The organism is Streptomyces sp. NPDC052012 (genome assembly GCF_040689265.1).
GTDB lineage: Bacteria > Actinomycetota > Actinomycetes > Streptomycetales > Streptomycetaceae > Streptomyces.
This window is the reverse complement of record NZ_JBFAXA010000004.1, coordinates 104193-125372: the sequence shown is the minus strand read 5'-3', so window position 1 is coordinate 125372 and position 21180 is coordinate 104193. Positions and strand designations below refer to the sequence as shown.

Below are 21180 nucleotides of genomic sequence, written 5' to 3'. Positions count from 1 at the left end.
TCAGCTCGCCTCCGGCTTGTCGTCGTCGACGATCTCGGCGTCCACCACCTCGTCCTCCGTGCCGGAACCGCCGGATCCGGCGGACGTGGGGGTGCCTGCCGATGCCGTGCCCTCGGGGCGCGCCTGCTCGTACAGGGCCGTGCCGATCCGCTGCGCGGCCTGCGCCGTCCGGTCGACGGCCTGCCGGATCGCCGCGGTGTCCGCGTTCTCGTCCTTCAGCTTGTCCTTCAGGTCGGCCAGCGCGGTCTCCGTCTCGCTCCGGGCGTCGGCCGGGATCCTGCCCTCGTTGTCCTTCAGGAGCTTCTCGGTCTGGTAGACGAGCTGTTCGCCCTGGTTGCGGGTCTCCGCGGCCTCCCGGCGCCTGCGGTCCTCCTCGGCGTGCTGCTCGGCCTCGCGGACCATGCGGTCGATGTCGTCCCGGGGCAGCGCCGAGCCGCCGGTCACCGTCATCTTCTGTTCCTTGCCCGTGCCGAGGTCCTTGGCGGAGACGTGCATGATGCCGTTGGCGTCGATGTCGAAGGCCACCTCGATCTGCGGCACGCCGCGCGGCGCCGGCGGGATGCCGGTCAGCTCGAACATGCCGAGCTTCTTGTTGTACGCCGCGATCTCCCGCTCGCCCTGGAAGACCTGGATGGTCACGGACGGCTGGTTGTCCTCGGCCGTGGTGAAGATCTCCGAACGGCGGGTGGGGATCGTGGTGTTGCGCTCGATCAGCTTGGTCATGATGCCGCCCTTGGTCTCGATGCCGAGGGACAGCGGGGTGACGTCGAGCAGCAGGACGTCCTTGACCTCGCCCTTGAGCACACCGGCCTGCAGGGAGGCTCCGACGGCCACCACCTCGTCCGGGTTGACGCCCTTGTGCGGGTCCTTGCCGGTGAGTTCCTTCACCAGCTCCGTCACCGCCGGCATCCGCGTGGAACCGCCCACCAGGACGACGTGGTCGATGTCGGACACCTTGATCCCGGCGTCCTTGACGGCGTTGTGGAACGGGCCGGTGCAGCGCTCCAGCAGGTCGGCCGTCAGCTGCTGGAACTGGGCGCGGGTCAGCTTCTCGTCGAGGTGCAGCGGGCCCTCGGCGGACGCGGTGATGTAGGGCAGGTTGATGGTGGTCTCGGTGGAGCTGGACAGTTCGATCTTCGCCTTCTCCGCAGCCTCCCTCAGGCGCTGCACGGCCATCTTGTCCTTGGACAGGTCGACGCCGTAGTTGTTCTTGAACTGCTTCACCAGGTGGTCGACGATCCGCTGGTCCCAGTCGTCACCGCCGAGATGCGTGTCGCCGTTGGTGGCCTTCACCTCGATGACGCCCTCGCCCATCTCGAGCAGGGACACGTCGAAGGTGCCGCCGCCGAGGTCGAAGACGAGCACGGTCTGGTCGTTCTCCTTGTCCAGGCCGTACGCCAGTGCCGCGGCCGTCGGCTCGTTGATGATCCGGAGCACGTTCAGGCCCGCGATCTCACCGGCCTCCTTCGTGGCCTGCCGCTGCGCGTCGTCGAAGTAGGCGGGCACGGTGATCACCGCGTCGGTGACGTCCTCCCCCAGGTACGCCTCCGCGTCCCGCTTCAGCTTCTGCAGCACGCGGGCGGAGATCTCCTGCGCGGTGTAGCGCTTGCCGTCGATGTCCCCGTGCTCGGGGAAGCGCCAGCTGTGATCGCCCACGTGCCGCTTCACCGAGCGCGCGGTGCGCTCCACGTTCGTCACGGCCTGCCGCTTGGCGACCTCGCCGACCAGCACGTCACCGTTCTTGGCGAAGCCCACGACCGACGGTGTGGTGCGGGCGCCCTCCGTGTTGGTGATGACGGTGGGCTCGCCGCCTTCCAGGACGGAGACCACCGAGTTCGTCGTACCGAGATCGATGCCGACCGAACGGGCCATCTGGACTCTCCTTCCTCGCGCATGCCCGGTGCACGTCCTGCCGGCCCGGGCCGTCGGGTCACCGGCCGGGCTCCCAGCGGACCGGTCCCGCACGCAGCGGCGGTTCGGCGGGCGGGGTGCCGAGGACGACGAGGTAGCGACGGCGCGGCGGGACCGGGGGCTGCCGGCGGGTCCTGCCGTACGTCTGGTCGTAGGCCGCGCGCCGCACGGGGTCGCGCAGCGTCTCGTACGCCGACCGCACCTGCCCGAACTCCTCTGCGGTCACGGCGTCCACCCGGGTGTCGGGGCGCAGCTCCCGTACCCGGCGGCGGAAGGCGGAGGTGATCACCTCGGCCGTCGCCGAGGGCTCGACCCCCAGCACCGCGTACAGGTCCGGCACCGTCATCCAGGCCACCTCCCTGCCCTGCGAACTGCGACATCGGACCGGGTTGCCTATGTCATCTGAATAAAACTTGAGTTCGCTCTTGTCAAGGCTGGCGGGCCGTCTGTGGGACGTCGTGCGTCTACATCCTGGTACTGGTACGCCTCCTCCAGGGGCGGGCCGGCGGCGGCTCCCGCTGGGACTGACGCTCACCCGCCCGCTGTTCGACATCGGCTGACGAGCGTGCCGTCGGGTTCGAGGGCGACCTGTACGCCGTGGCTGATCCGCTCCAGCGTCGCCCGCAGCCAGCGGCTGTCCTCCTCGGGTGCCCGCTCCAGCGTCATCCGCCGGGCCCGCAGCGGCACCATCCGCAGGCCGGCCAGGTGACCGTCGGCGGCGCGGACGGACACCAGGAAGGCCAGGCGGAGGTCGTCGCGGTACTTCTCGTAGCCCCCGATTCCTTCGTAGTCGTCGATGAAGTCTCCGCAGCCGTACAGGATCAGCCGTTGCCGGTACACCTCCAGCGGGCGCGGGTGGTGGGAGGAATGGCCGTGGACGAGGTCGACCCCGCCCTCGACCAGGGCGTGTGCGAAACGCGCCTGGTCCCCGGGGACGCGGTATCCCCAGTTGGAGCCCCAGTGCACGGAGGCGACCACCACGTCGCCGTCCCGGCGGACCCGCCGCACACGCTCGACGACGGCGTCGGCCTCCCACCGCGACAGTTCGGGGACGTACGCGACGCCTGGCTGGTCGGCAGCGGCCGCCCAGCCGGACGGGATGCCACTGGTGGCCGAGCCGAGGGCGAACACGAGTATCCGCCCGCCGCCCGGCAGGGCGATCGTCGCGGGGGCGTGGGCCTCCTCGGCGTCGTGGCCCGCGCCCGCCGTCGTCAGGCCGGCGCGGGCCAGCGTGTCCAGGGTCTCCAGCAGGCCGGGGCGGCCGAAGTCCAGGACGTGGTTGTTGGCCAGGACGCACACGTCGGGGCGGGCCACGGTGAGGGCGGCGACGTTGTCCGGGTGCATCCGGTAGTGGATCCCCTTGCCGGGCGCGTAGGTGTCGCTGCGCGTGACCGACGTCTCCAGGTTCACAATCCTGGCGTCCACCGCGGCCTCGTCCAGGACCCGCAGCGCCTCGCCCCACGGCCAGGACGGTGCCACGGGTGCGGGGATCGGGCCGTTCGCCGACTCCGCCAGCCGGACGTACTCGCGCGCGTCGCCGACGTACGCCTCCCGCAGCGCCGGATCGGCGGGATGCGCCAGGATCTGGTCGACGCCGCGCCCGAGCATCACGTCACCGCACAGGAACAGCGTCACCACGCTGCCGCCCATGCTTCCACGGTAGGCCGGTGCTCAAGGCCGGTCAGCCGGACATAGCGGCGTACATGCCGGGCTCATAGGAGCCGCCCTTCTGGTGCACGATCACGGCGAGCCGGTTCGCCGCGTTGATCAGCGCGACCAAGGAGACCAGCGCCGCGATCTGGTCGTCGTCGTAGTGCTTGCGCACCTGCTCCCAGGTCTCGTCGGACACGCCGGTGTGGGCGTCGGCGAGCCGGGTGCCCTCCTCGGCGAGCGCCAGTGCCGCCCGCTCGGCCTCCGTGAACACGGTGGATTCGCGCCAGGCGGCGACCAGGTGGAGCCGGAGCGCGGTCTCGCCGGCGGCCGCGGCCTCCTTGGTGTGCATGTCGACGCAGTGACCGCAGCCGTTGATCTGGCTGGCGCGCAGGGACACCAGTTCCTGAGTGGACCTGGGCAGCGACGACTGGTGGATCACCAGGCCGGCGCCGGCGAAGCGCTTGGCGAACCGGACGGCGAGCTCGTTGTCGAACAGGTTGAATCGAGCGTCCATGACCTCGTCCTCACTCGGGGTGGTGGATCGGATGACCACGAGATGCCGCCGGGCCGCTCCCCGTGACGCCGTGGACCGTGTGACGTGCGCCACCGCCCGCGGATGTCACAGAGCAGGGACGGCCGGCGTCATGTGTGCGTGTCGTGGTCGAGCGCGAGAAGGCAGGAGCGTCCGGTGGACAGCGAGCACACCAAGCACGGGCAGCGAGCGGACGCAGGGGCGGAACGGCACGGCGGAGAGGCGGACCGGGCCACCGAGGCGTTCGTCGCCCATCGCAATCTGCTGTTCACCGTCGCCTACGAGATGCTCGGCTCGGCCGCGGACGCGGAGGACGTGCTGCAGGAGACCTGGCTGCGCTGGTCCGGCGTCGATCTCGCCGGGGTGCGGGACCGGCGTGCGTATCTCGTCCGGATCACCACGCGGCAGGCGCTGAGCCGGCTGCGTACGCTCGGCCGCCGCAAGGAGTCCTACGTCGGCCCCTGGCTGCCCGAGCCGCTGCTCACCGCACCGGACGTCGCCGACGACGTCGAACTGGCCGACAGCGTCTCGATGGCGATGCTGCTGGTGATGGAGACGCTCACGCCGACCGAGCGGGCCGTGTTCGTGCTGCGTGAGGTGTTCGGCCTCGGGTACGACGAGATCGCGGAGGCCGTTGACAAGAGCCCGGCGGCGGTCCGTCAGGTCGCTCACCGCGCACGGGCCCACGTCGCGGCACGGCGACCGCGCGGCGCGGTGTCCCCGGCCGAGACACGGGACGCGCTCGCCGCCTTCCGGCGGGCCACCGAGACGGGCGATCTGCAGGGTCTGCTGGACGTCCTCGCGCCGGATGTCGTGCTGTTGGGGGACGGTGGCGGGATCAGGCAGGCTGTGACGCGGCCCGTCGTGGGGGCCGACAAGGTGGCCCGTCTGCTGCTCGGCGGGTTCGGCAGGTACCGGGGCTCGCTGTCCCTGCGGCCGGCACAGGTCAACGCGTATCCGGCGCTGCTCTTCCGGCTCGACGGCGTGCTCGACACCGTCCTGGCGGTGCGCGTCGACGACGGACTCATCACCGGGCTCTACGCCGTGCGCAACCCCGAGAAGCTGGTGCGCATGGGACGGGAGACCACGTTGTGCCGGTGAGCCCGCCAGCCCCCGCGATCCCCTTTCGGCGAACCCTCTCGGCGTGCGGCGAACGGAGGACTATGCTGGTCAGACCTCTTGATCCGGCTGCTCCTGCTGTCCGCGGGAGGCGAGATGAAAGTGGAAATGGTCCAGCAGGCCGCGAGCGTACTGTTCGACGTCCCGGACGAGGTGCATGAGGAAATCATCACGCTCATCGGGGCCGTGGCCGGCGACCGGGAGACACAGGCCTCGGATCTGGCCGCGGCCTTCGGCGACTGGTGCTGGCTCGTGTACACCCGCCACGGTGACGTGATCGAAGTCCTGGACGTCGGCTGCGCCCGATGACATGAGGTGACATCGCTCCGGCGGGCCCGGGTGGGACGGCACCGCCGCCCTTCCCACGCGCTCGTCGACGGCCTCGGAGGAGCACCGCGCAGACGGGTACTCGTCCCTCGCCCAGCCGTCGGCGGTGCCGGCGGACCGCACCACGGGGAAGGACATCCCTCTCATGCAGCACGACGAGATGATCGGGAAGGTGCAGGCGCTGACCCGGCTGCCGGGCAGGGGTCCGGCCGAGCGGGCGGCGCAGGCCGTGCTGACCACGCTGGCCGAGCGGCTGCCGTCCGGCCTGGCCGACCACATGACCGCCCAGCTGCCCCGGGAACTGGCCGATTCGGTCCGTCAGTCGGCGGACACCTCCGGCGAGCGGTTCGACCTGGCCACCTTCGCCGGACGGATCGCCGGCCGGGCCGGTACGGACGAGGACATGGCCCTGCGTGAGGCCGCAGCCGTACTGGAGGTGCTCGACGCCGCGCTCGCCCCGGAGCTGATGGACCACGTGGCGGGCGCGCTGCCCTCGGACATCCGCGAGCTGCTCCCCGCGGGCCGCGCGGCGGAGGGGGCGGACTGATCCGGTGACGTCCGGGCCCTCCCGAGCACCGCGGACTCAACTTCGTTCGGTAGGTTGACACTTGGGAACCGACCGTACGAAGGGGAGCGCACCGGATGTCCGAGGGCAGGATCAGGACCGATCAGCCGCACACGGCGCGGATCTGGAACTACTGGCTGGGTGGCAAGGACCACTACGAGGTCGACCGGCAGGCCGGTGAGCAGATCCGCGCACTGCATCCCGGCATCGGTGAGTACGCCCGCGCGGATCGTGAGTTCCTCAAGCACGCGGTGAGTCATCTGGTGACCGAGTGCGGGATACGGCAGTTCCTCGACATCGGCACGGGGCTGCCCACCGCCGACAACACCCACGAGGTGGCCCAGCGGCTGGCGCCCGAGTCCCGCATCGTCTACGTCGACAACGACCCGATCGTCCTCGCCCATGCCGAGGCGCTGCTGGCCAGTTCCCCCGAGGGGCGCACCGAGTACCTGGAGGAGGATCTGCGCAACGTCGACAGCATCCTCGAACAGGCGGGCAAATGCCTCGACCTGACCCGGCCCGTGGCGCTGATCCTGCTCGGGGTGGTCATCTTCGTCGAGGACGACACCGAGGCGTACGGCATCGTGCGCCGGCTGATGGACGCCCTGCCGGCCGGCAGCCACCTGGTGCTGTCCCACACGATCACCCGGCCGGACATGCCCGATGTGGACGCCGCGGTGGAGTTCTGGAACGCCCACGGCACCCCGAGACTCACCCAGCGCACCCCGGAGGCCGTCACCCGCTTCTTCGACGGCCTGGAGCTTCTGCCGCCGGGCGTGGTCTCCTGCAACCGGTGGCGCACGGCACCCGCCGGAGGCGAGCCCCCGGCCGAGGTCGCCATGTTCGGCGGTGTGGCCCGCAAGCGGTGAGCCGCGCGATTCCCTTTGCGGACAGAAGGTGACCGCAACGCTTTCTACCGTCAGGGCATGACACAGACCCAGAAGATCCTTGTCACCGGCGCCACCGGAACCGTCGGCCGCCAGGTCGTCGCCGAACTGCTCGCCCGCGGCCACGCGGTGCGCGCCCTCACCCGGGACGCGGCGCGGGCCGGCGGTCTCCCGGCCGGCGTCGAGGTCGTCCAGGGCGACCTGACCGACCCCGAGAGCCTCGTCCCCGCGCTGGACGGGGTCACGGGCCTCCATCTGATCACCTTCGGCGGCCCCTACTTCGCCCCGCTGGAGACCGGCCCCCGGATCCTGGAACTGGCCCGCGCCGCCGGCGTACACCGGGTCACGGTGCTGCACGGCGGCGGGCCGTCCCTGCTGGAGGACGCGGTGCGCGCCGACGACGGCGTGGACTGGACGGTCCTCATGCCGGTCGAGTTCATGGCCAACGCCCTGGAGTGGGCGGACTCGATCGTGAACTCGGACGAGGTCCGCGAGCCGTTCGTGTCGCGGCTGAGCGCGATGGTGCACGAGGGCGACATCGGCGCGGTCGCGGCGGTCGCGCTCACCGAGGAGGGACACGGGCGCCAGGAGTACGTGATCACCGGACCCGAGCTGCTGACCGTCGGCGACAAGGTGAGGACGATCGCCGCCGCACGCGGCCGGGACATCACGCTGGTCGAGCTGACCGAGGAGCAGGCCGTGGCGCAGTGGCGGGCGGCGGGGCACCCGGAGGACGTGATCGGCTTCCTGCTCGAGGCGTACGGGAACACGCCCGAGGTGGGGCGCACAGTCGTCGACACCGTCCAGAAGGTCACCGGCCGCCCTGCCCGCACGTTCACCCAGTGGGCGGCGGACCACGCGGACGTCTTCCGGGCGCGGCCGGGAGGAAGCAGGGGCTGAGCGCCCTGGCCTGGCTCACCGCGCAACCGGCCTTCAACCGCGGGTGGTTCTGGTGGGCACTGGGTGTGCCAGCGGCAGGCGGCGGGGCGGTCAGGCCCGGCCCCGCCGCCGCGCGCCGGCGGGGCCCGGCCCGGTCAGCCGGCGCGGGTGAAGACCTGGTCCTCGGTGGACTCGGAGGCGGCGCAGGACTGCTTCTCCTCGGCGGTCATCTCGCGGGACTTGACCATCACCGCGCTCCGCTTGCCGTCCGTGCCGTTCGGGGCAGGACTGGTGATGACGTCGGGCACGAACCAGTAGTAGTGCCCCCACTTGCGGTCCTCGTAGTGCGTCTGCCACGTCCCGGATATGCGCTGCATGACCTGGGCGCGGGAGATCCATCCCACCTCGCCCGGCGCCACGGTCACGGTCGCGGTGCTGGTCTCCGTGTGCGAGCTCTGCCAGGTGTAGTTGTACGTCGCGGTCACACTGGCGCTGATGATGCCCTCGATCCCACCGCCGACGGTGACCGAGCCTCCGACGGAGTGGCTGGAGCCCACCGTGTCGGCCCAGCTCAGCGTCTGGGAGGCGGGTGAGGTGGAGCAGTTGTAGAGCAGATCGGACACCTGGCGGGCCTCGCCGAGGAAGGCCTCACCGATCCGCGGTTCGTTGAAGGTGCACTGGCCCTCACCGGAGGCGCAGTCGGCCAGGATCTGCTCCCGGGTGGGCTGTTCGTCGGCTGCGGCGGGCAGGGCCGTCGCGGCGACGGTCCCGAGCGCGACGGCGGTCAGCGCCACGGCACGGCCACCGTGGCGCAGCATGCGGTTCACTGTCATCGTTGTTGCCTCTCACACGAACGTGGGGGGAACGGTGACACCAGAGTCGTGTCGAGTTGCCGACGGGGCTGGGGTCACCGTCCTGTGCCCTTGAGGCTCACGTAAACGACGGCGCAGCTACACCAAGGAACGGCAAAGTTGTAGTTGATCGGCTAACTGACGCTCAGTCAATACGTGCTTGGGTGACGGCATTTACCAGGGGCAGGGAGACGCATGACGCGGTCGTGGTGGGGTTGGGGAAACGTCGAGGACGCGGTGCGCGGGGCCGAGCTCCGGGCGCTGCTCGAGCGTGTGCGGGTCCTCCTGCCGGGTGAACCGACGGACCATGAGCCACCCGACATCGCCTCACTCGGACTCCCCCGCCCCCGGGTCACCCCGCCGGCTCCGCTGGCCGGCCTGTGCTCCGCCGACCCGGTCGACCGGGCCGCGCACGCGCACGGGAAGGCGTTCCGGGACGTGGTGCGCAATCTGCACGGGGATCTGCGCCACGTACCGGACCTCGTGGTACGCCCCCGCGACGAACGGGACGTGATCGACGTCCTCGACTGGTGCACGCGCGAGGACATCGCCGTCGTTCCGTACGGCGGCGGCAGTTCGGTGGTGGGGGGCGTCGAGCCGCGATGCGACGGCAGGCCGGGCGTCGTCACCGTGGACCTCGGCGGTCTGGACCGGGTCCTGGAGATCGACCGGGCGAGCCGGGCGGCGCGGATCCAGGCCGGAGTCCTCGGCCCGCACCTGGAGAAGCAGCTGAGGCCGCACGATCTGACCCTGCGTCACTATCCGCAGTCCTTCGAGTTCTCGACGCTGGGCGGCTGGCTCGCCACGCGGGCCGGTGGGCACTACGCGACGCTGTACACGCACATCGACGATCTGGTCGAGTCGATGCGCGTGGTGACACCGAGCGGGACCAGCGAGTCGAGGCGGCTGCCGGGATCCGGCGCGGGACCGTCACCGGATCGCCTCTTCCTCGGCAGCGAGGGAGCGCTCGGCATCATCACCGAGGCGTGGATGCGCCTGCAGCAGCGGCCCCGTTGGCGTGCCAGGGCGTCCGTGCGGTTCGAGGATTTCGCGACGGCGGTGGCGGCCACCCGGGCGATCGCCCAGAGCGGCTTGCACCCCGCGAACTGCCGCCTCCTGGACGCGACCGAGTCGCTGCTCAACGCGGGTGTGAGTGTGGGCGGCGGCGTACTCGTCCTCGCCTTCGAATCGGCGGACCATCCGGTGGACGGCAGCCTGGAGCGGGCCGTGGAGCTGTGCCGGGACCACGGCGGGGAGGCGAGCGGTGAGGCCGGGGACGAGGCGGCGAGACGTGACACGGCGGGCGAGTCGTGGCGCTCGTCGTTCCTTCGGATGCCGTACCAGCGTGACGCGCTGGCCCGCCACGGTGTGATCGCCGAGACGTTCGAGACGGCCTGTACGTGGGACCGGTTCGCGGCACTCCACGAGTCGGTCACCGAGGCGGCGCGGCAGGCCCTGAAGGAGGTGGCCGGAACCGGGGTGGTGACCTGCCGCTTCACCCATGTCTACCCGGACGGTCCGGCGCCGTACTTCGGCGTGTACGCCCCCGGCCGCTGGGGCGGCATGGTCGCCCAGTGGGACCACATCAAGGCCGCCGTGTCCGAGGCGATCATGGCGCACGGCGGCACGATCACCCACCATCACGCGGTCGGCCGCGATCACCGGCCCTGGTACGACGGGCAGCGCCCCTCCCCCTTCGCCGCGGCACTCACCGCCGCCAAGTCCGCCCTGGACCCGGCGGGGATCCTCAACCCGGGGGTACTGCTTCCGGCGCGGTGAACGCGGGAGGCCCGACGTCACCGGCACCGCGGTCGGTCGCCGCGGTGCCGGTGGGGTGCGGGGGACGACACGTCCGCCGGAGAGTCGGCGGGAGTGGGGCGCGCCGCGGGCCGGAGACGTGTCGGGGGTCAGGGGGCCAGGGGATCAGTTCATGGGGTCGAGGGTGAGCCGGGCCTCGCGGGGGTTGCCGTCGTGGACGAGGGACTCGTGGTGGCCCACGTCGTCGAAGGCGAAGGCGTATGCCTTTCCGTCGGCCATCTGCGCGTGGACGAGACGGGCGTAGTGGTTGGTGACGGCGTCCTGGTAGAACGCGGCGGCGCTCGAGTCCGGCTGGTTCGGGTTGACCAGGAGGGTGGAGCGGTTGAAGCCTGCGCAGAGCGTACGCGAAATGGGGCCGCGGACTTGGTCGTTGGGCGCGTCGAGCCTTCTGTGACAGCCGAGGACGGAGGAGGCGTCGGGCTTGTGGAAGCTGGTGACGACGGCGCCGGAGGTGTTGGTGAAGTTCATGACGTCGCCGGAGACGCGGCCGTAGTACTTGGTGCCGGGCTGATCGGCGAAGGGGGTCACCGTGAGCGTGGAAGTGGAGTACCTCTGCCAGACGCGATTGATGTAGTCGTCCATGACGGAGGCGGGGAGGGCACCGGTCTCGACGCCGTAGAGAGGGGCCAGTGCCCGCAGGACAGTGCCGTCGGGGCGGGTCTGGATCAGGTTGGCCCAGCCTCCGGGCTGGGCGCGGAGGGCGTTGAAGAAGCCGTTGTAGCCGCCGGGCTTGAGCTGTCCTGTGGACACCGTGCTTCCGTCGGCTCGCTGGACTCCGACGCTGTACGGCGCGGAGAACATGTCCACCTGGGTGCTGTTGAGCCACAGGCCGGAGTCGTTGAGCGTGTACTCCGACCAGTTGAACAGGATGCTGCGGTTGGGGTCCGAGGGGTTCTGCACGGCGGGCTGGACCAGACCTCCGGTGGTCAGCTTGAACACCAGTTTCTGACCGTAGGAGAAGTAGACGCGGCCGGAGAACTTCGGCAGGCGGATCGTCGCCGTCTGCCCTGGGGCCGGTCCCGGTATCGAGGCGTCGGGCGCGGGAGTCGGCGGGTTACCGCCGGCGGGCCAGGGGTGGAAGGTGCCGTTCGCGTCGGCCCAGCCCTGCCGGCCGCTCGACAGGTCGGTGCCCAGGTTGTAGACGTACAGCTGCTCGGCGCGGCCCGAGTTGTTGGTGATCTTCAGGGGGATCGTCGCCGGGACGGCGGCGTGGGCGGGCGAGTCCGTTCCGGCTGTGAGGAGTGACCCTGCGAGGACGGTGGCCAGCGCCAGACCTGCCACGGCGGCCCGTCGTTCGCGGGTATGTCTGATGAGGCGCAGCATGCTCTGCTCCGTTCGACGATGGCCGAATTCCAGAATTCTTGAGAGCGCTCTCAGCGTCCTGCGCTGATATGCACCTGTCAACGGTCGGTGCGGTGCCGTTCCTACATGATCAGGCATTCGTCACCGCTGCCGGGGCACCCGGCAGCTACGGCAACTCCCCGGAACAGACACAGAGATGAGTGTGATGACGTGTCCTTCTCAGAACGGCCCATGGCCGGGAACGACTTCACGCAGACGCACCCGGAGACGGGCGGGCGGCGGGGCAACGGAATGGCGATCGCCGCACTGGTCCTGGGGACCGTGGCGATCCTGCTGTTCTGGACCGTCTTCGGTGGCGTGCTGCTCGGTCTCCTCGCCCTGATCTTCGGCATCATCGGTGCGCGCAGGGCGAGGGGCGGTCGAGCGCCGCACCGCACGATGTCGGTCATCGGGGCCGTGCTCGGCACCCTGGGGATGATCGCGTCCGTCGTGATCATCGCGATCGGCGCGTCGATCCTCAACTCGGACGAGTTCAAGGACTTCAACGACTGCGTCCGGCACGCCGACACACAGAGCGAACGGGACGCGTGCGCCGAGGACTTCGACAAGGACGTGAACAACTGATCCGGCAGACCCTCCGGTCACGGCCTTGAACTCAACCTTGCTCGAGGTTCTAGCTTCCTCTCAGAGCCGCCGGATCGGCCCGCGGCTCCGATCGAGGAGGATCACCATGACGACGAGCACGCATCACGTCGAGATCCCCGAGCGCTACCGGTACAGCGTCGTCCCGCACATCATGGTGGACGATGCCGCCGCGGCGATCGACTTCTACCGGCGGGCCTTCGGCGCCCGTGAGGACTTTCGTCTGGACGCACCGGGCGGGGGCGTCCTGCACGCCGAGATCACCATCGGCCGGTCGACGCTCATGCTGGGCGACGCGGGTGGGGACGGGTCGGACGAGTCGTTCTTCACCGCCCCGGCGGCCCTCGGCGGCGGCACGTCCGTCGCGCTGCACGTCTTCGTGCCGGACGTCGACAGCCTGGTGGCGCGTGCGGAAGGCGCGGGCGCCGAGATCCTCCAGCCGCCGCAGGACATGTTCCACGGGGATCGCACCGCCATCCTCAGGGACCCGTCGGGCCACGTCTGGGTGTTCCTGACCCATCTGGAGGATGTCCCGGAGGAGGAACTGCGCCGCCGGGCGGCCGCCGCGGCGGGCTGACCGGCGGTCGCCGCCCTGCCGGGGTGCCCCGTCCGGCGGCGGTCATCGCCGGGGAGTGCCGATCCTGATGACCCGAATGCACGTGTCGTCGGCCTGCTTGCGACCTGCTCGAGTGGGCGCCGACACAGCGGGGTTGAGGTTCTCCTGGTTCTTCCGGTCGCGGGAGCCACCACCGGCGACGAGCGGCGTTCCTGATCACATAGCACAGTAAGAACCATGAACCGTCACCGACGCCCTCCCCGGCGTGCCCCGTGGATCGCGGGGGGCGCCGTCGTCCTCGCCCTCGGGGGCATCGGCGTGTGGGCTCTGGTGGCACAGGACGGCGACGGGGCGCGCCCGGAGCCCACGCCCTCCACCGACCTCTCCCTGCCGACACTCAGTCCCCTGCCGACCTGGACCCTCGAGACGGAGGCGACGAGCACGCAGCGGTCGACCCCGCCGGCCTCGCCGACGGCCAGGTCGACAGCGACGGACCGCCCCCGCCGGCCGACACCGCCCAGCGGACGACCGACACCCCCGTCCCGTACGCAGGAACAGGCACCGCCCAGCCGACGGCCCACGGCCACGGCCCGTACCCCGCGGCAGACGCCGCCCGGCGGACGGCCCACGGCAACGGCCCCCTCCCGGAAGCCGGCCACGCGCAGCGGGCAGCCCACCGCCGCCCCTGGTACGCGGACACCGGCGCAGCCCAGTGACCGGCCGGCCGCCACGGCTCGATCCCGGCAGCCGACGGCGCCCAGCAAGCGGCCGCCGGCCGCCACCCGGTCGCAGCAGACTCCGCCCGCCCACCGCCCCACGACCTCGGCCCCGACCCACCGCACCACCCCTCCCGGGCACTCGCCCACGCCCCGCCGCACCAAGCCCGAGGCCTCGCCCGGTCGGACGCCGGGGGCGACGGCGAAGCCCAGACGTTCCACGGCGCCCACACCCCCGGCTCGGCCTTCCGGGCCCTCCGGAACGGTGACGGCGCCGACCCCGGTACGACCGCGGCCGTCGGCCACTCCCCCGCCCCGGCCGGTCACGCCGACGCGCGATGCCCACCCGCCGGCCGCGACCACCACGTGGTACACGTCCGCGACGGCGGTGGCCGCAGCCCGGCGGATGGCCGCGAACGGCGTGGTGGGTGACCCTGCGTGCTCGCTGGCGGCGGTGGGCCGGCCGGACCCGGGTCTGGTCCCGCACGGCGGCCGCATCGGCATCGGGGACCACGGCGGCTACTGGTGTCTGATCTGGTAGCTCACCCGCCGGCCGCCGCCGAGGCGGGCGGCGGCTCGGCGGGCGGCGGCTCGGCGGGCGGCGGCTCGGCGGGCGGCGGCTCGGTTAGGCCGCGTCGTGGATGACGAGTTTGAACTCGGCGAGTGTCAGCAGCCGGGGACCGGCGTCGTTGTGGGTGACGCGCAGGGCCACGGGGGTGCCTGGTTCGACGAAGATGCCGTGGTTCTTGACGTAGTACTGTCCGCCCGGGGTGGGCGTGCGGTGCTCGGTCGCCGTCGTGTCGTCGGGGTTCGGTGTCAGGCCGAGCGGGTCACGGACGTACTGGTCGCGCAGCTCGGTGTAACCGCCGGTGGAGCCGGCCGCCTCCCACTGGATCATGGCGTGCAGGTGGCCCCAGCCCGCCTTGGACGGCCATATGAGCCCGCTGCGGTCGTCCGTCGCCCAGTTGTTCACCACATAGCCGTCGGGCTGCACGGCCTGGTGCATCTGGAACCGGTCGCTCGGCTCCGCCGCGCCGAACGGGAATCTGACGATCTTGTAGGTGGTGCCGGGCTGGATCAGCTGGGGCGTGTCTACCTTCAGGGAGCACACCTGCACGCCGGGGGTCGCGTTCGCGTTCGTAGGCATACGGCAAGGCTGCCCGGCATCGGCGGGAGCGATGTCCGGCGGTGCGACCCCCGCCGCGCAGCCCGCGGCTCACTGCTCCATCGGCACGCAGACGACCGGCACGGGTGACAGATGGAGCAGCTTGTGGGGCGTCGAGCCCAGCAGTGCGCCGCGTACCGGGCTCTCTCCCCAGCTGCCCACCACGATGAACCGCGCGGCGTGGCGGGACGCGGCGTCGAGCAGGGCCTGCGCCGGTTTCTGGTCGATGACTTCGACGGTCGTCGCCACGCCCGCTCCGGCGGCCACGCCGACGGCCTGGTCGAGCACCTTGCGGCCGGTTTCGCGGACGGCTTCCTGGTGGCTCCGGTACTCCTCCCCCAGCGCGCCCGGCGCCGCGGCGCCGTAGACCAGGACGAGGGGTTCGCCGAGCGCGGCGGACAGCTCGATCGCGACGTGCAGGGCCCGGACCGCGCCGGGGGACTCGTCGTAGCCGAGGACGAGTGACATCTCAGGACTCCTTGCCGTGGACGAGTTCCGGGTCGGCCACCGTGCGGCGTTCCGACCAGAAGGCGGGCGACACCAGCCGTTGCACCACCATGACGACGACGCCCGCCAGTGCGATGCCGATGCCGATGACCAGGGGTGGGCCGAGCCCGAACCACGAGACGCCGCTGTAGGAGTTCTCCGGGTCCGCCATGTCGATGACCGACTCCACCAGCAGCCAGGTGAGCAGTCCCGCTCCGATCAGCGGGCCGACGCCGATCAGGAGGAACTGCTTGACGTTCTCGGTGAGATGGCGGCGGTAGAACACGGCGCAGGCCACGCCCGTGAGGGCGTAGTAGAAGGCGATCAGCAACGACAGGGCGGTGAGCGAGTCGAACAGGGCGTTCTCGCTGATGCGGCTGACGACGATGTACCAGGCGATCGCGATGCCGGCGACCCACCACGTGCTGGCGTCGGGGGTGCGGAACCGCGGGTGGATGCGGGCGAAGTGACGGGGCAGCGCGTGCCTGCGGGCCATGGACAGCGCCGTGCGGGAGGCGGGGATGATGGTGGTCTGCGTCGACGCCAGCGCGGATGTCGAGACGGCCAGCAGGACGACCCAGTCCCAGCCGCCCATGGCCTCCTCGGCGAGCAGCGCGAAGAGGAACTCCTCCTCCTCGGCGTTCTCCGCGAGGAAGTCCGTGCCGGCGTAGGCGACGACGGCGATGGCGACCGACACATAGGTCACCAGCAGCACGACGGTCGACCAGACGGCCGCCCTGCCGGGCGCGGTGGCGGAGTCCTCGGTCTCCTCGGTCAGATTGACCGCGGATTCCCAGCCCCAGTAGGTGAAGACGCCGAGGAGGAGCGCGGCGGTGAGCGACGCGCCTCCGGCGCCGAAGGGGTTCAGCCAGTCCATCGACGGTTCGAGGGAGTCGAGGGTGCCGGTGCCGGCGTAGACGCGGTACAGGGCGACGACGGCGAGGGCGAGCAGGCAGACGACCTGGGCCAGGATGAGGGCGTCCTGCACCCTGGCCGACACTTCGGTGCCGACGACGCAGACGGCCGTCATGACGAGGATGAGCACCACGGCGAGTGTCTGGCGCACGGCCTCGTTCTCGGCCCAGCTGTCCAGGCCCACGGCGAGCAGGGCGAAGGTGACGGCGACGTCGGCCAGTGAGCCGACGACCAGGACTCCGGTCATCGCGATGGCCCAGCCACCGAGCCAGCCGGCCCACGGTCCCATGGCGCGGGTGACCCAGGAGAAGGTCGTGCCGCAGTCCTGGTCGACCCTGTTGAGGTAGTAGAACGCCGACGCGATCAGCAGCATCGGTACGAAGGACGCCAGCATCACGCCGGGGGCGTGGATGCCGACGAGCACCGCGATCGGGCCGACGACGGCGGCCAGTGAGTACGCGGGGGACGTGGCGTTGAGCCCGATGACGAGCGCGTCGAGGAACCCGATCGCGTCGGGCTTCAGCCCGTCCGGTGGACGTGCGTCCGCGGTCGCGTTGGTCATGGCCCTCACTTCGGTCGCGCCTGGGGGGAATCCAACCGGGAGTGCTGGGGCTTTCGGCGCCGGGGACGCGGTTGTGCACCGTGTGTCACCCGAGTGCACGCAGCCGGTTCACCGGCCGCCGCGTCCGCCGGCAGGGCAGGTGCGTGCGCGGGCCCGCGGGTCCGGGTGCTCGGGCTCGGGCTCGGCGGCCGGGTTGCCGTGCCGGGGCGATGCGAGAGGGTGAGGGCGGGGAGGTCGGTGAAGGGAGCACGCCGTGGACGCCGGATCCGTCGACGACTCGCTGGTGCTGAACGCCCTGTTCAGCAACTCGCCTCAGGGCCTGTTCGTCTTCGACTCCGAGCAGCGGGTCGTACGGTACAACCCGCCCGGACGCGGCGTGCGGGACGTCCCCGCCGAGGACATCCTCGGCAACAGGGTCGAGGATGTCGCACCCGAGTTCGAGTCGGGGGAAATCGGAGCACTGATCGGCGAGGTCCTCAGGACCGGACGGCCGCTGCGGAACCGCCTGGTGCGCGGGCGGGCCCCGGCGGAGCCGGAGCGGACCCTCGCGCTCGAGCTGTCCCTCTTTCCCTTGCCCGGCGCGCGCGAGGGTGCGCCCGCCGTGGTGGGCGTGGTCGAGGACGTGACCGAGCGGCAGGCGGCCGCCGACCGGCTCGCCGTGCTGGGCGCGGTGCACCGGGCGGTCGGATCGACCCTGGACGCACAGACCACGGCCGACGAGCTGGTGGAGGCGCTCGTGCCCGCGTTCGCGGACGCGGCGAGCGTCGATCTGCTCGACGATCCGCCCGTCGCGGGCCCGCGGCAGCGGTCCGGCTCACTGCCGCCGAACACTCCCCTGCGCCGGACCGCCTTCGCCCCCTCGGGCACACGCACCGTCGTGCGCGAGAAGGGGGACAGCAGGCCCTTTCCGTTCCCCACCCCGTACACCCAGGTCCTGAACGACACCCAGGCCCGCCTGGTGCGGGTGTCGGCGGACTCGTCGTGGCTGGCGGCCGATCCCGGACGTTTCGCACCGCTGGTGGACGCGGGGGTGCACTCCATGATCGTGGCCCCGCTCGTGGCGCAGGACGCGGTGCTCGGCCTGCTGAACCTGTACCGGCACCGCGGCGACCCGTTCACCGAGGCGGATCTGGAGGTGGCCCGGCAAGCCGCCTCCGCCGCGTCCGCGCACCTGTCCCACGCGTGCAGCTACCGCCGGGAGCACAGCGTGGCGTCCACGCTGCAGCGCCGGCTCCAGCCCGGAACGGTCCCGCGCCTGTCCGCGGTCGAGACAGCCCACGTGTACCTGCCCGAGAGCGCCGGCGGCGACTGGTTCGACGTCATTCCGCTGTCCGGCGCGCGGGTGGCCCTCGTCGTCGGCGATGTCAACGGCCACGGCATCGACGCGGCCGCCACCATGGGACAACTCAGGCTCGCGCTGCACGCACTGGCGCTGCGCGACCTGGAGACCGACGAGCTGCTCACCCACCTGGACGAGGTCGCCTCCCTGCTCACGGCGCCCTCGCCGACCGGGGGTTCCTGTGTGGCGACGTGCGCGATCGCCGTCTACGACCCGGTGTCCCGGCAGTGCACCGCCGTCCGGGCCGGCCACCCCTCCCCCGTCGTGGTGGACCCGGACGGCGCACCGGTGCGCCTGGACGTCCCGGAGGGCCCCGCCCTCGGCGGGGGCGGGGGACGGGCCTACAGCCCCGCCACCGTCGCGCTGCCCGCGGGAAGCCTGCTCGCCCTCTACACCAACGGCCTGGTCGCCACCCGGGGCGGGGACTGGGCGAACGCCCGTCACCACCTCGAACACGTCCTCGCCTCCACCACGCTGCCGCTGCGGGAACTGTGTGACGCCGCCGTGTACCGTCTGGCGCCCTCCCAGGACGACGACGCCGTACTCCTGCTGGCCCGTACGCACTGTCTGCCGGAGGATCGCGTGGCGGACTGGACCCTGCCCCACGATCCCTGCGTCGTCTCGACCGCGCGCCGGCTGGTGGACCAGCAGCTCACTGCCTGGGACCTGGCCGACGCCGCGTTCACGACGCAGCTGGTCGTCAGCGAACTCGTCACCAACGCCGTCCGCCACGGCAAGGGACCGATCCGGCTGCGGCTCATCCACGACAGGGACCGCCTGCTGACCGAGGTCACCGACGCCAACAGCGCCAGTCCCCATCTGCGCCAGGCGCGCGAGAGCGACGAGGGCGGGCGGGGCCTGTTCATCGTGATGCAGGTCAGCTCCCGCTGGGGCGTGCGCCACAACCGCCGGGACAAGACCGTCTGGTCCGAGCAGCAGCTGTGAGGCCCGGTCCGCGGTCCCCAGGGCTGACGCCGTCACGGGTCGCTCTGGCGTGGCTGACGCAGTTCCTGGTCGGGACCGACCTGTTCGTGGTGGCGCCGCTGCTTCCGGCGATCGCCGCGTCGCTCGACGTGTCCGCCGCACGGACCGGGCTGCTGGTCACGGCGTTCTCCGTGGCGTACGTGGTGGCTTCGCCGCTCGCCGGCCGGCTCGCCGACCGCCGGGACCGCGCCACCGTCCTGGTGTGGGCCCTGGTGCTGTTCTCGCTGGCCAATGTGGCCACCGCTCTGGCGCCGGGATTCGGGGTGCTGCTGCTGACCCGTGTGGTTGCGGGCGTCGCGGCCGCCGCCACCGGGCCCACCGTGTACGCGCTGGTCAGCAGTCGGGCGCGGCCGCGGTCGCGGGCGCAGGTGCTGGCCGTGGTGGGGTCGGGGCTGCTGACCGCGCTGTGGGTGGGCGCCCCGGCCGGGTCGCTGCTGGGGCGGCACGTGGGCTGGGAGGCCGCGTTCGTCGTCCTCGCCGTGGGCACGTTCCTGCTGGCGTTCCCGCACGCGTTCGTCTGGCGTCCACGGCCGCCGGGCGAGGACGGTACGCCGGTGGTGAGACCGGGCCCGGGATCCCGGGGGCGTGCGGTCGCCGCGGTGGCCGTCACCTCCCTGTGGGCCTTCTCCGTGTACAGCCTCTACACCTTTCTGAGCGTCTTCCTGCACGCCGACGGGCGGGCGTCCGCCGTGACGTGGCTGCTCGTGGCGTACGGGGTCGGCGCGGTCGTCGGCGGGCAGGTGGGCGGCCGGTTCGCGGACCGGGCGGGTGCCGTGCGGGTCTCGGCGGCGGCGCTGGCACTGACCGCGGTGCTGGAGGTCGGCGTGGCCCTGGCCTGTCCGGTCACCTGGGCGCTGGCCTGCGCGCTCGGTCTCTTCGCGTGCGCCGGATACGCCTTCTTCCCGGCACAGCAGCGTCACCTTGTCGACTTGTTTCCCGAGCGGTCGACGACCGTGCTGTCGTGGAACAACAGCGCCCTGTTCGTCGGCCTGTCCCTGGCCGGTGCCGTCGGAGGGCAGGTCGTGCACACCGTCGGCTACCCGGCGCTGCTGTACATCGGCGCGGCCGTGGCCGCCGCGGCGTTCCTGTTCGCCTGCGGCCGGCCCGCGCGGGCACACCGTCAGGAGGTATCGGCGTGAACAGTTCGCGCGGTCCGGGTGAGGGACCGGCCGACGGCCGGTACGGAGATGATCTGTTCGAGCCCGACCGGCCGGGCGAGGCGGGGCGGATCGACGCCGCCGCCGTGGTGTACGACCCGATCACCACGCGCCGGCTGCGTGCTCTGGGGGCGGGTCCGGGCCTGCGGTGCCTGGAGGTGGGCGCCGGCACCGGCACGGTGGCGCGCTGGCTGGTGGAGGAGGCGGGTGTCGAGGAGGTGGTCGCCCTGGACCGGGACACCGGCGCACTGGCGGGCCTCGCCGGTCCCCGGCTGCGGGTGGTCGCGGCGGACCTCACCGACGAGCGGCTGCGGCCGGGCTCCTTCGACCTGATCCATGCCCGGTTCGTGCTGATGCATCTGCCCGAGCGGCGCCGGATCGTCGCGCGCCTGGCCGGCTGGCTGAAGCCCGGCGGACGGCTGGTGCTGGCGGACGCGGTGGAGCTGCCGGACGTGCTCGACGCGTCCTCCGCCTACCGGCGCACCATGGACGCGATGTGGCAGGCGCTGTGGGCGACGATCGGCACGGACATCTCCGGAGTGCCGGCGTATCCGCACGTGCTGCGGGAGGAGGGCCTGCGGGACGTCGGCGCGGAGCTGTTCTGCCCGCCCCTGGTCGCCGGCGGCCCCCTGGCCCGCTTCTGGTCCGAGACCTGGAGCCGGATGCGGCCGGAGCTGGTGGCGACCGGCCGCGTCGATTCCGAGGTCGTCGACGAGGCACTGGCGTATCTGAACTCCCCGCGGCTCGCCGAGCTGGGGCCCGGCATGGCGATGGCATGGGGGCAGCGCCCTCTCGGATGAGGTCCTGGGGGTGT

The 21180-nt window shown here is 71.8% G+C and carries 21 protein-coding genes; 12 read left to right on the top strand and 9 right to left on the bottom strand.

Translation table 11 applies throughout. The features are described 5' to 3' along the window. The 4 genes from dnaK to AB0412_RS10160 form a co-directional block, all read right to left on the bottom strand. The gene (dnaK, locus tag AB0412_RS10175) at positions 1-1872 is read right to left on the bottom strand and encodes a molecular chaperone DnaK (protein ID WP_366402068.1); all 1872 of its coding nucleotides are present in this window, start codon (positions 1870-1872) and stop codon (positions 1-3) included. 58 nt (positions 1873-1930) lie between these two features. Next, the gene (locus AB0412_RS10170) at positions 1931-2257 is read right to left on the bottom strand and encodes a J domain-containing protein (protein ID WP_366402067.1); all 327 of its coding nucleotides are present in this window, start codon (positions 2255-2257) and stop codon (positions 1931-1933) included. Positions 2258-2442: 185 nt separating this feature from the next. Continuing rightward, entirely contained in the window at positions 2443-3561 is a 1119-nt protein-coding gene (locus AB0412_RS10165) for a CapA family protein (protein ID WP_366402066.1), read from the bottom strand. A 31-nt stretch (positions 3562-3592) separates the two neighbouring features. Next, positions 3593-4078, bottom strand: coding sequence for a carboxymuconolactone decarboxylase family protein (locus AB0412_RS10160; protein ID WP_366402065.1), 486 nt, complete (start codon positions 4076-4078; stop codon positions 3593-3595). A gap of 174 nt (positions 4079-4252) precedes the next feature. Between AB0412_RS10160 and AB0412_RS10155 the strand changes: the two genes are divergently transcribed. From AB0412_RS10155 to AB0412_RS10135, 5 genes are all read left to right on the top strand, one after another. Next, the gene (locus AB0412_RS10155; protein ID WP_366402064.1) at positions 4253-5197 is read left to right on the top strand and encodes an RNA polymerase sigma-70 factor; all 945 of its coding nucleotides are present in this window, start codon (positions 4253-4255) and stop codon (positions 5195-5197) included. 78 nt (positions 5198-5275) lie between these two features. Then, positions 5276-5524, top strand: a complete 249-nt coding sequence (locus tag AB0412_RS10150; RefSeq protein WP_366402063.1) for a hypothetical protein — start codon at positions 5276-5278, stop codon at positions 5522-5524. Between the two features lie 163 nt (positions 5525-5687). After that, complete coding sequence (locus AB0412_RS10145) at positions 5688-6089, top strand: DUF2267 domain-containing protein (RefSeq protein WP_366402062.1); 402 nt, start codon at positions 5688-5690, stop codon at positions 6087-6089. A 95-nt stretch (positions 6090-6184) separates the two neighbouring features. After that, positions 6185-6976 (top strand): SAM-dependent methyltransferase, encoded by a 792-nt coding sequence (locus AB0412_RS10140; protein ID WP_366402061.1) that lies wholly within the window; start codon positions 6185-6187, stop codon positions 6974-6976. Positions 6977-7033: 57 nt separating this feature from the next. Beyond that, entirely contained in the window at positions 7034-7894 is an 861-nt protein-coding gene (locus tag AB0412_RS10135) for an NAD(P)H-binding protein (RefSeq protein ID WP_366402060.1), read from the top strand. A gap of 134 nt (positions 7895-8028) precedes the next feature. On the opposite strand, the gene AB0412_RS10130 is transcribed toward AB0412_RS10135, so the two are convergent. Then, complete coding sequence (locus AB0412_RS10130) at positions 8029-8691, bottom strand: hypothetical protein (protein WP_366402059.1); 663 nt, start codon at positions 8689-8691, stop codon at positions 8029-8031. Between the two features lie 228 nt (positions 8692-8919). Between AB0412_RS10130 and AB0412_RS10125 the strand changes: the two genes are divergently transcribed. Continuing rightward, positions 8920-10503: an FAD-binding oxidoreductase gene (locus AB0412_RS10125; protein ID WP_366402058.1), complete on the top strand. Its 1584-nt coding sequence runs from the start codon at positions 8920-8922 to the stop codon at positions 10501-10503. A 144-nt stretch (positions 10504-10647) separates the two neighbouring features. Here AB0412_RS10125 and AB0412_RS10120 read toward each other — a convergent pair whose 3' ends face one another. Next, the gene (locus AB0412_RS10120) at positions 10648-11865 is read right to left on the bottom strand and encodes a glycoside hydrolase family 64 protein (RefSeq protein WP_366402057.1); all 1218 of its coding nucleotides are present in this window, start codon (positions 11863-11865) and stop codon (positions 10648-10650) included. A 189-nt stretch (positions 11866-12054) separates the two neighbouring features. Between AB0412_RS10120 and AB0412_RS10115 the strand changes: the two genes are divergently transcribed. The 3 genes from AB0412_RS10115 (at position 12055) to AB0412_RS10105 (ending at position 14299) form a co-directional block, all read left to right on the top strand. Beyond that, positions 12055-12468 (top strand): DUF4190 domain-containing protein, encoded by a 414-nt coding sequence (locus AB0412_RS10115; protein ID WP_366402056.1) that lies wholly within the window; start codon positions 12055-12057, stop codon positions 12466-12468. 106 nt (positions 12469-12574) lie between these two features. Then, complete coding sequence (locus AB0412_RS10110) at positions 12575-13063, top strand: VOC family protein (RefSeq protein ID WP_366402055.1); 489 nt, start codon at positions 12575-12577, stop codon at positions 13061-13063. 1083 nt (positions 13064-14146) lie between these two features. After that, positions 14147-14299, top strand: a complete 153-nt coding sequence (locus tag AB0412_RS10105) for a hypothetical protein (protein WP_366402054.1) — start codon at positions 14147-14149, stop codon at positions 14297-14299. An 84-nt stretch (positions 14300-14383) separates the two neighbouring features. Here AB0412_RS10105 and AB0412_RS10100 read toward each other — a convergent pair whose 3' ends face one another. The 3 genes from AB0412_RS10100 to AB0412_RS10090 all read right to left on the bottom strand — a co-directional run bounded on the left by AB0412_RS10100 (position 14384) and on the right by AB0412_RS10090 (position 16886). After that, entirely contained in the window at positions 14384-14905 is a 522-nt protein-coding gene (locus AB0412_RS10100; RefSeq protein ID WP_366402053.1) for a hypothetical protein, read from the bottom strand. A 69-nt stretch (positions 14906-14974) separates the two neighbouring features. Further along, positions 14975-15391, bottom strand: coding sequence for a universal stress protein (locus AB0412_RS10095; protein ID WP_366402052.1), 417 nt, complete (start codon positions 15389-15391; stop codon positions 14975-14977). Position 15392: 1 nt separating this feature from the next. Next, on the bottom strand, positions 15393-16886 hold the full coding sequence (locus AB0412_RS10090; protein ID WP_366402051.1) for an APC family permease: 1494 nt from the start codon (positions 16884-16886) through the stop codon (positions 15393-15395). A gap of 253 nt (positions 16887-17139) precedes the next feature. Between AB0412_RS10090 and AB0412_RS10085 the strand changes: the two genes are divergently transcribed. Genes AB0412_RS10085 through AB0412_RS10075 form a run of 3 tightly spaced genes read left to right on the top strand, consistent with a single transcriptional unit; the run spans position 17140 to position 21166 of the window. Next, positions 17140-19170 (top strand): SpoIIE family protein phosphatase, encoded by a 2031-nt coding sequence (locus AB0412_RS10085; protein ID WP_366402050.1) that lies wholly within the window; start codon positions 17140-17142, stop codon positions 19168-19170. Next, positions 19167-20348 (top strand): MFS transporter, encoded by a 1182-nt coding sequence (locus tag AB0412_RS10080; protein WP_366402049.1) that lies wholly within the window; start codon positions 19167-19169, stop codon positions 20346-20348. The genes AB0412_RS10085 and AB0412_RS10080 overlap by 4 nt, the downstream gene beginning before the upstream one ends. Next, on the top strand, positions 20345-21166 hold the full coding sequence (locus AB0412_RS10075; protein WP_366402048.1) for a methyltransferase domain-containing protein: 822 nt from the start codon (positions 20345-20347) through the stop codon (positions 21164-21166). The genes AB0412_RS10080 and AB0412_RS10075 overlap by 4 nt, the downstream gene beginning before the upstream one ends. The last annotated feature ends 14 nt before the right edge of the window (positions 21167-21180 follow it).

Coding starts and splice junctions, on each gene's coding strand:
- dnaK (WP_366402068.1), bottom strand. CDS start 1,872: ATGGCCCGTTCGGTCGGCATCGATCTCGGTACGACGAACTCGGTGGTC.
- AB0412_RS10170 (WP_366402067.1), bottom strand. CDS start 2,257: ATGACGGTGCCGGACCTGTACGCGGTGCTGGGGGTCGAGCCCTCGGCG.
- AB0412_RS10165 (WP_366402066.1), bottom strand. CDS start 3,561: ATGGGCGGCAGCGTGGTGACGCTGTTCCTGTGCGGTGACGTGATGCTC.
- AB0412_RS10160 (WP_366402065.1), bottom strand. CDS start 4,078: ATGGACGCTCGATTCAACCTGTTCGACAACGAGCTCGCCGTCCGGTTC.
- AB0412_RS10145 (WP_366402062.1), top strand. CDS start 5,688: ATGCAGCACGACGAGATGATCGGGAAGGTGCAGGCGCTGACCCGGCTG.
- AB0412_RS10140 (WP_366402061.1), top strand. CDS start 6,185: ATGTCCGAGGGCAGGATCAGGACCGATCAGCCGCACACGGCGCGGATC.
- AB0412_RS10135 (WP_366402060.1), top strand. CDS start 7,034: ATGACACAGACCCAGAAGATCCTTGTCACCGGCGCCACCGGAACCGTC.
- AB0412_RS10130 (WP_366402059.1), bottom strand. CDS start 8,691: ATGCTGCGCCACGGTGGCCGTGCCGTGGCGCTGACCGCCGTCGCGCTC.
- AB0412_RS10125 (WP_366402058.1), top strand. CDS start 8,920: ATGACGCGGTCGTGGTGGGGTTGGGGAAACGTCGAGGACGCGGTGCGC.
- AB0412_RS10120 (WP_366402057.1), bottom strand. CDS start 11,865: ATGCTGCGCCTCATCAGACATACCCGCGAACGACGGGCCGCCGTGGCA.
- AB0412_RS10110 (WP_366402055.1), top strand. CDS start 12,575: ATGACGACGAGCACGCATCACGTCGAGATCCCCGAGCGCTACCGGTAC.
- AB0412_RS10100 (WP_366402053.1), bottom strand. CDS start 14,905: ATGCCTACGAACGCGAACGCGACCCCCGGCGTGCAGGTGTGCTCCCTG.
- AB0412_RS10095 (WP_366402052.1), bottom strand. CDS start 15,391: ATGTCACTCGTCCTCGGCTACGACGAGTCCCCCGGCGCGGTCCGGGCC.
- AB0412_RS10090 (WP_366402051.1), bottom strand. CDS start 16,886: ATGACCAACGCGACCGCGGACGCACGTCCACCGGACGGGCTGAAGCCC.